The 6,309-nt window shown below is 65.9% G+C and carries 8 protein-coding genes; 2 read left to right on the top strand and 6 right to left on the bottom strand.

Translation table 11 applies throughout. From position 1 onward, the window contains the following. Positions 1-656 precede the first annotated feature (656 nt). The 4 genes from AB0E69_RS41030 to AB0E69_RS41015 form a co-directional block, all read right to left on the bottom strand. Positions 657-1,976: a serine hydrolase domain-containing protein gene (locus tag AB0E69_RS41030; protein ID WP_360159788.1), complete on the bottom strand. Its 1,320-nt coding sequence runs from the start codon at positions 1,974-1,976 to the stop codon at positions 657-659. Between the two features lie 65 nt (positions 1,977-2,041). After that, positions 2,042-2,269 (bottom strand): hypothetical protein, encoded by a 228-nt coding sequence (locus AB0E69_RS41025; RefSeq protein WP_360159786.1) that lies wholly within the window; start codon positions 2,267-2,269, stop codon positions 2,042-2,044. A gap of 72 nt (positions 2,270-2,341) precedes the next feature. After that, positions 2,342-2,545, bottom strand: a complete 204-nt coding sequence (locus tag AB0E69_RS41020; protein WP_360159784.1) for a KTSC domain-containing protein — start codon at positions 2,543-2,545, stop codon at positions 2,342-2,344. 50 nt (positions 2,546-2,595) lie between these two features. Beyond that, complete coding sequence (locus AB0E69_RS41015) at positions 2,596-2,949, bottom strand: helix-turn-helix transcriptional regulator (protein WP_360159782.1); 354 nt, start codon at positions 2,947-2,949, stop codon at positions 2,596-2,598. 143 nt (positions 2,950-3,092) lie between these two features. On the opposite strand from AB0E69_RS41015, the gene AB0E69_RS41010 reads away from it, so the two are divergent. Further along, positions 3,093-3,386 (top strand): hypothetical protein, encoded by a 294-nt coding sequence (locus tag AB0E69_RS41010; protein WP_360159780.1) that lies wholly within the window; start codon positions 3,093-3,095, stop codon positions 3,384-3,386. A 59-nt stretch (positions 3,387-3,445) separates the two neighbouring features. On the opposite strand, the gene AB0E69_RS41005 is transcribed toward AB0E69_RS41010, so the two are convergent. Together AB0E69_RS41005 and AB0E69_RS41000 are read right to left on the bottom strand one after the other, a co-directional pair. Then, a complete protein-coding gene (locus AB0E69_RS41005; RefSeq protein WP_360159778.1) occupies positions 3,446-4,408 on the bottom strand; it encodes a hypothetical protein in 963 nt (320 codons plus the stop codon). A 235-nt stretch (positions 4,409-4,643) separates the two neighbouring features. Next, positions 4,644-5,273: a hypothetical protein gene (locus tag AB0E69_RS41000; RefSeq protein WP_360159776.1), complete on the bottom strand. Its 630-nt coding sequence runs from the start codon at positions 5,271-5,273 to the stop codon at positions 4,644-4,646. 211 nt (positions 5,274-5,484) lie between these two features. Between AB0E69_RS41000 and AB0E69_RS40995 the strand changes: the two genes are divergently transcribed. Then, positions 5,485-6,309, top strand: a complete 825-nt coding sequence (locus AB0E69_RS40995) for an aldo/keto reductase (protein ID WP_360159774.1) — start codon at positions 5,485-5,487, stop codon at positions 6,307-6,309.

Raw genomic sequence — 6,309 nt, 5'->3', positions numbered from 1 at the left:
ATAAGATCGTTCAACGCCTGCGGACAGGGTTAATGCATCTTTCGGCATTGACTTTCGGCACGCTGTTGAGTTCTCAAAAATCGGACGCACACCGCGCTTCAGACTTTCGTTTGAAGCTCCGGGGCAACTCGCCCTACTTTACTGTTTCGCTTCCGGCCGGTCAAATCGGCCTTTTCGATCCAGTCTCCCCGCGCGACTCAGTGACTGAAACCCACCAGGGTGTGTTTCAGCTGCCGAGACCTTCAGGGAGTTTGTTGAAGGGCCGGCCGCTTTCGCGTCCCGCGCCTCGCTCCAACAAGAAGAACATTACTGACATTCGCGGTGCGGATGCAAATCGAGGTCCCGGACCTTCTCCGGAGCTCCTCGACACCCGTCCTCAGCACCGGCTGACCGGCACCGAGGGAAGCCAGCGCTCGTCCCTCTGGTCACATCACTCACTCGCGTCTCCGCGAGCAGTACCTCCATCATGCCTCACCCACACAAACGGTTTTCGTGGGTCAGACGACGAGGTGGGAGCCGGTCCTCCGGCTCCCACCTGTCACGTACCGCACCGTCCAGCAGACGCCTCTCGGCGAGTGGCCGCTCGTAGCGGCTTAGGTTGAGGCCCGGGGTCATGAAACCGGACGGCATCAGGTGTAACCGGGCACCCCGGGGAGCTATTCCCGGGCGCAGCGAAGTTCCGCACCGTCCTGGTGCAGCACCAACTCCTTGTCCTGCACCTCCAGGTCGGTCAGCAGACTCTCCGCGGTGAAGCTCGTCGCCGAGGCAGCGCCGAAGCGCATCGGCAACTGCCCGTCGAAGACGACCTCGAGTCCACTCCCCCAGCGCCTCACCGTGAACCGCGGACCGCTTTCCAGCCGATAGCGACCGGCCAGCGTGGTCAGCAGCTCCTCGGACGGCGCCTCCGGCAGCTCGACCTCCATCGGATAGTCGTCCCAGCCGTACGTCGCAGCCGCAGCGGCGAAGGCCCGGCGAACCACCCAACCCCCCGCGTCTCCGTTCGTCATCACCACCGCGCCCTGACCACTGTCGCGGTACGTCAACAGGTGGCAGCAGTACCCGACGTTGCTCCCGCTATGACCGAACCGCCGCCCACCGTCCCCTACGAACACTCCCAAACCGAGGTGACTGAGTCCTCCGGTCCGCGACGTCGACTCGATCTGCGGCGTCAGCATCTCCGTCGCCAGCCGTGCTGACACGAGCCCGCCATCATCGCCGCCATACGCGCGTCGGACCCCGCCCGCGAACTTCGCGAGATCGGTCGGCGTCGTCCAGAGCCCAGCTGCGGCTAGCTGCGGGTAGATGTCCCACTTCTCGTCAAGCGGTACCCCGAGGTCGTCGTGCCCGATCGCAGCTCGGTCGTGGAGCTCTGTTGGCAGCGGCTGGGCATAGTCGCTGTCGGACATCCCCAACGGTTCGAGCACCAGCTCCCGCATCAGTTCGCGGAAGGGCGTACCGGTGACGTCCTCCATCAGCTGCTGGACCACCGTCGTCCCGCCACCGGAGTACCGGAACTGCGTGCCCGGCATGATGTCGACGCGTACGCCGATGTTGTTGGCCGGCGCCACCCCGTTGAGGATCTCCACAGCGGTCGGCAGCACATCGTCGTGGCTGTAGCCAGGGAAACCGGACACCGTCGTACCCGCACTGTGGCTGGCAAGCAGCCGAGGGGTCACCGTGGGCTGCCAGCGATTGGTCGACGGCAGCTGCCATGACGTCAGCTTGTGGTTCACGTCCTCATCGAGGTCAAGCAGACCGCGATCCACCAGCCGGAGCATGCCCAGTACCGCGACGGGCTTGCTGATGGAGCAAGCCTGGAACAACGTGCCCGGCACGACAGCTTGGGACTCACCGACGGCTAGTACTCCCGCCGTACCGGTCTCGACGACGCAACTGTCGTCGAAGACCACCCAGCTCGCACCAGGCACGTTGAACTTTTCGAGATCCGCCTCGATACCCGCCCGCAGTGTGCCCACGGCCCCTCCTCGGTCTGGTGCATCCGTGAGGGCACGGTACGGCGGAAATGGTTCGCCGTCGGCGGTTACCTGGACGGCTTCGGCGCGGCGCAGTCGATCTTCGGGTTGGCGCCGACGTAGTTGAGCGGGCCGACGAGGATCGTCACGGCAACCGTTCCGACCTTGGCGCACGACGTGCTCGAGCTCGCGAAATAGTTACGCTGCACGGCAGCCGCGAGGCCGATGAGCAGCCAGATCACCACGAACATCGTGATGGCTCGGGATCGGGTCGTGGACGCTCGACGCGTGCTCATGTCCACCTCCTGGTCTGGGCGAACCCCCGTGCTACACAACCCCAGTACCCGAACGGCAAACGTGAAAGAAGCTCAGACCTCGCGGAACTCGTAGTGCGGTTTGATGTGCTTGTTGACGTACGCGCCGATGCTTGGTGCGGCCAACAATGCGGCGTACGTCGGCTGCGGTACGTCGAGGTACCGGTACACATAGCCGTTGACGTACTCGAGCTCCAGCGTGCCGTCGGACCAGCCGACCGATCGCACACTCCGCGAGTCCACGGGGCGTCGCCTCACGTACGGCTCCTTTCGGTACGTCGTGCCGCCGCCCAGTCTGCACTCCATCGTCAAGGGGCGGCTGATCGCTCCGCATCGGCGGGCTGCAGTAGGGCCAGCGCCCGCGCCAGATCACCGATCGCGGTGTTGAGCTGCGTGAGCACGGCATCGTCGATCGGCACCTGGCGGCGCTCGACGCCCAGGTGGGCCTCGAATCGGATCCGTGCGTCGGGTGGCGCCTGGCTCAGGTAGGTGTCGAGGGCCTTCTGGAGGTGCGGGCTGGGGACGATCTCAGGTCGCTCCCGCCACTTGGTGATCGTGCGCGGTGAGATGCCGAGCGTCGCGGCGAACTCCTCGGCGGTCAGCCGCAACGCCGCACGCAACGCGTTCGCGTGCCGGCCGGTCCATTCCTCGATCAGGGTCATCGGGTCGCTCCTCGCGGGTGGTCTGTGTTACTCCCTGCAATGAGAATATGGCGATTCGGTGATCGCCGGTGGGCAGAATTTGTGCGCTGTGGATACCGGTTGAGTTCCTGGTGCGGACAGCCGGGCGGACGTTGACTTGGCCCATGGACGAGATCAGCGGAAGACCCGCGACGCTGCTGCGAACCCCGCGCCGGCGCCATCTGAAGGTCGCGAGCAGGTCGGGGCCACGCTGTTTCCAGCTGGTCCGTCATGTCGACGTCTCCGGGGTGAGCGGTACCGGGGTCGTCGCCGAGGGCGTCGAATGGACCGACGGGACGGTTGCCCTGCACTGGGGCGGACGGTACCCGACCACAACGGTCTGGTCTGACGGGGTCGACGCCCTGTTGAGCATCCACGGCCACAGCGGAGCGACGACGATCCGCTGGCTGGACGAGTAGCCGTGGGTGCTCGATCCCGGTGGGGCGGGCCCACCCTGCACACGGCCCGCCTCACCGGTCTACTCGTTGTAAAACTCCTCGCGGTACTCGCCGTTGGTCGCACCGACGCGCCGTGGGACGGGGCGCTGCTGCGACTCGTCGGACGGGTTGCTGCCGGTGTCCGCGGCCGTCTCGGTGAGGTCGTCCACTGCCGTGCTGAAGGCGAGTTCGGCACGGGTGGGCCGGTGGTGCTCGAGTTCCTCCGGGGACGTGCGCCGAACCGGCAGATCGTTGGCAGCGGCCGACAGCTCGGACAACGTGTCGAGCAGGCCGAGCGCGGTCTCGACCTCACCGGGGTGGTTCACCAGCCACCAGACCGCGGCGGAGCCAGGCGTGGAGAAGACGTCGTCCTTCAGGTAGGCGCGCTTGTCCTGCTCCATCCGGCGTTCGAGCAGAGTCGTCTGCTCGCGGCGGTGCAACGCGGCAAGGTGTTGCAGATGCTTCTGGTCCGGATCCGGCAACCGCAGTCGTACTTCGGTCGCCCAGGCGCGGACCTGGCCCTTCTCGTCGAGCGCCGGCTCGCCGAGCAGGGCAGCGAGGCGGTGCTGGTTGAGAGATTCCTCCGTCACCTGCTGCCTGGACGTCAGCGACCGAGCCCTCTCGAGCAACGCGTCGACCGCAACCGCACCAAGGTCGGCGTGACGCGAACCGGACAGCACTGTCGACCACTGGACCACAGCCGAGAAGCTGAACTGGAAGTCGGGCGAGGCCGACGGCAACCGTACGTCGCTCACCGTCCGCGACGGCGGCCCGGAGAACACCGGATCCGGATCAGGCACCACGACAGGTCGGGCCGGTGCTGTCTTGGCCGAAACCGGACGGGGTTCGTCGGGCTGCTTCCAAACGACCGCCAGCAGCACGAGAAGTACCACCGTGAGCACGACCGCCGCCCACGCCGGCGGAAGATGCACGATCAGCGTTACGACGTACAGAATCAGCACAATCGCGGCAGCCGCGAGGAGGGAGTTCCGGTGGAGCTTCATGGTGGCGTTCCTTTCACCGCGTCGGGCAGACGTCAGCAGGTCACCCAATGCGTATTGGACGGCTTCCCCGTCCTCACACCGCCCAGGTCACCGGCAACCCAGACTGCGGATCGCCCAACAGGACAACCCCACGAAAAGTTTCACACACCTAACCCAAAGTAGTCACCCACAGCGTGTCGCCGCCCACTCTCTGAGACCGGTCGCTCCGGCCGGCCGTCTGTTGGATCGGCGAGGGTCAGCCGGTGAGGGAGCGGAGGGCTCGGCGGGAGGGGGTGAGGAGGACTGGTTTGTAGGGACAGCGTTGATCGGTGAGGGTTTCGTAGGCGCTGATGGCTCGGTTGGCGGCGTCCCAACCTTGTTCGGCGGGGGTGCGGCCGAGGCCGCGGTTGCGGACCAGGGAGCCGTAGAAGGCGGAGCAGAAGACGGTCGCCTCGTACCAGCCGATCACCGCGCCGGTGCCGATGTAGGTGATGTCGTCCTGGATGCAGTCGCGGATGGCGCGTTGCCACTTGCCGATGCCGGTCTTGCAGCCGTCGGCGATGACGACGCCGCTGGCGATACCCCACTGGTGGTCGAGGAACCAGTCGGCGAGCGACTTGAGCGAAACCTGGGTCTTGCCGTCCGTCGAGAGGAAGGACGGTTCCTCGCTGTGGTCACCGTGTGCCATCACATGCAGGACCGTGGAGGGGGTGGTCAACGCCGAGAAGGCGGTCTCGTGGTCGCGGGTCCGGACGAAGTTCACATCGATGAAGGGCTGGTCCCAGCCGGCGTTGATGTTGCCGGTGATGCCCTGCACGAACGTCATCGATGCGTCGAACGAACTGTCCAGGCCAAGGTCCACCAGAGTGATCAGCCGGTTCTTCATAAGCCCACCCCTCTAACGCGTTTCGTGCCCCGCCGCACCATGATGAACCACGGATCGGACAGTTCGCGCGGGGGTCCGGCGATGCTGAGACGGCGGGGTCCGAACCGTACGGCGTACGGCCGCGGCTGGGCAGGGTGGCAGGCTCTGGCGGCGGGTGCGGACGGTGATCGGCGTACGGTGTCGGGGCAGCGCTTGCCGAAGGAGGAGATGGATGAGCCAGATGCCGACAGTCACACTGAGTCACGGATCCGAGATGCCGCGGGTCGGGCTCGGGACATCGCCGCTGAACGACAACGATGCGGAGCGGGTGGTAAGTACGGCGCTCGAGCTCGGGTACCGACTGATCGACACCGCGGAGAACTATCGAAACGAGGTCGGCGTCGGCCGCGCGCTGAAGGGTGCACCGCGGGAGGAGGTCTTCGTGACTTCGAAGTTCAACAAGCGCTGGCACAGTGTGGACGGACCACGCCAGGCCTTCGAGGCGAGCACGGAGAAGCTCGGGGTCGACTACCTCGACCTCCTGCTGATCCACTGGCCGAATCCCGCCCAGGACCGGTACGTCGAGGCGTGGCAAGGCCTGATCGCCCTTCGTGAGGCCGGCCTGGTACGCGCCATCGGCACCTCGAACTTCAAGCCGACCCACCTCCAACGCCTCATCGACGAGACCGGCGTTGCCCCCGAGGTCAACCAGGTCCAACTCAGCCCGGTCTGGACCAAGGCTGCCGAGCGGGAGTTCCACAGTCTGCACGGGATCGTGACGGAGGCGTGGAGCCCGCTAGGCAAGGGCACAGACCTCCTGACCCATCCCACGATCCAACAGATCGCCAAGAACCACGACCGCTCCCCCGGCCAGGTAGTCCTCCGCTGGGAAACGCAGCAAGCCATCGTCCCCATCCCCAAATCAGCCAACCCCACCCGCCTCGCACAGAACCTGGCCGTCTTCGACTTCGACCTGACTAGCGACGAACTGGCGTCCCTGGATGCTCTGGACGGGACGGCCAAAGCCCCGGCTGACTCGGATCGCGCAGGCCATTGA

The sequence above is a fragment of the Kribbella sp. NPDC026611 genome, from assembly GCF_040638345.1.
In the GTDB taxonomy this organism is placed as follows: Bacteria; Actinomycetota; Actinomycetes; order Propionibacteriales; family Kribbellaceae; genus Kribbella.
This window is presented reverse-complemented; position numbering and strand designations above follow the sequence as displayed.

Bases quoted from the DNA above. Each gene is read 5' to 3' on its own strand.
- AB0E69_RS41025 (WP_360159786.1), bottom strand. From the start codon at position 2,269: ATGAGCACGCGTCGAGCGTCCACGACCCGATCCCGAGCCATCACGATG.
- AB0E69_RS41015 (WP_360159782.1), bottom strand. From the start codon at position 2,949: ATGACCCTGATCGAGGAATGGACCGGCCGGCACGCGAACGCGTTGCGT.
- AB0E69_RS41010 (WP_360159780.1), top strand. From the start codon at position 3,093: ATGGACGAGATCAGCGGAAGACCCGCGACGCTGCTGCGAACCCCGCGC.
- AB0E69_RS41005 (WP_360159778.1), bottom strand. From the start codon at position 4,408: ATGAAGCTCCACCGGAACTCCCTCCTCGCGGCTGCCGCGATTGTGCTG.
- AB0E69_RS41000 (WP_360159776.1), bottom strand. From the start codon at position 5,273: ATGAAGAACCGGCTGATCACTCTGGTGGACCTTGGCCTGGACAGTTCG.
- AB0E69_RS40995 (WP_360159774.1), top strand. From the start codon at position 5,485: ATGAGCCAGATGCCGACAGTCACACTGAGTCACGGATCCGAGATGCCG.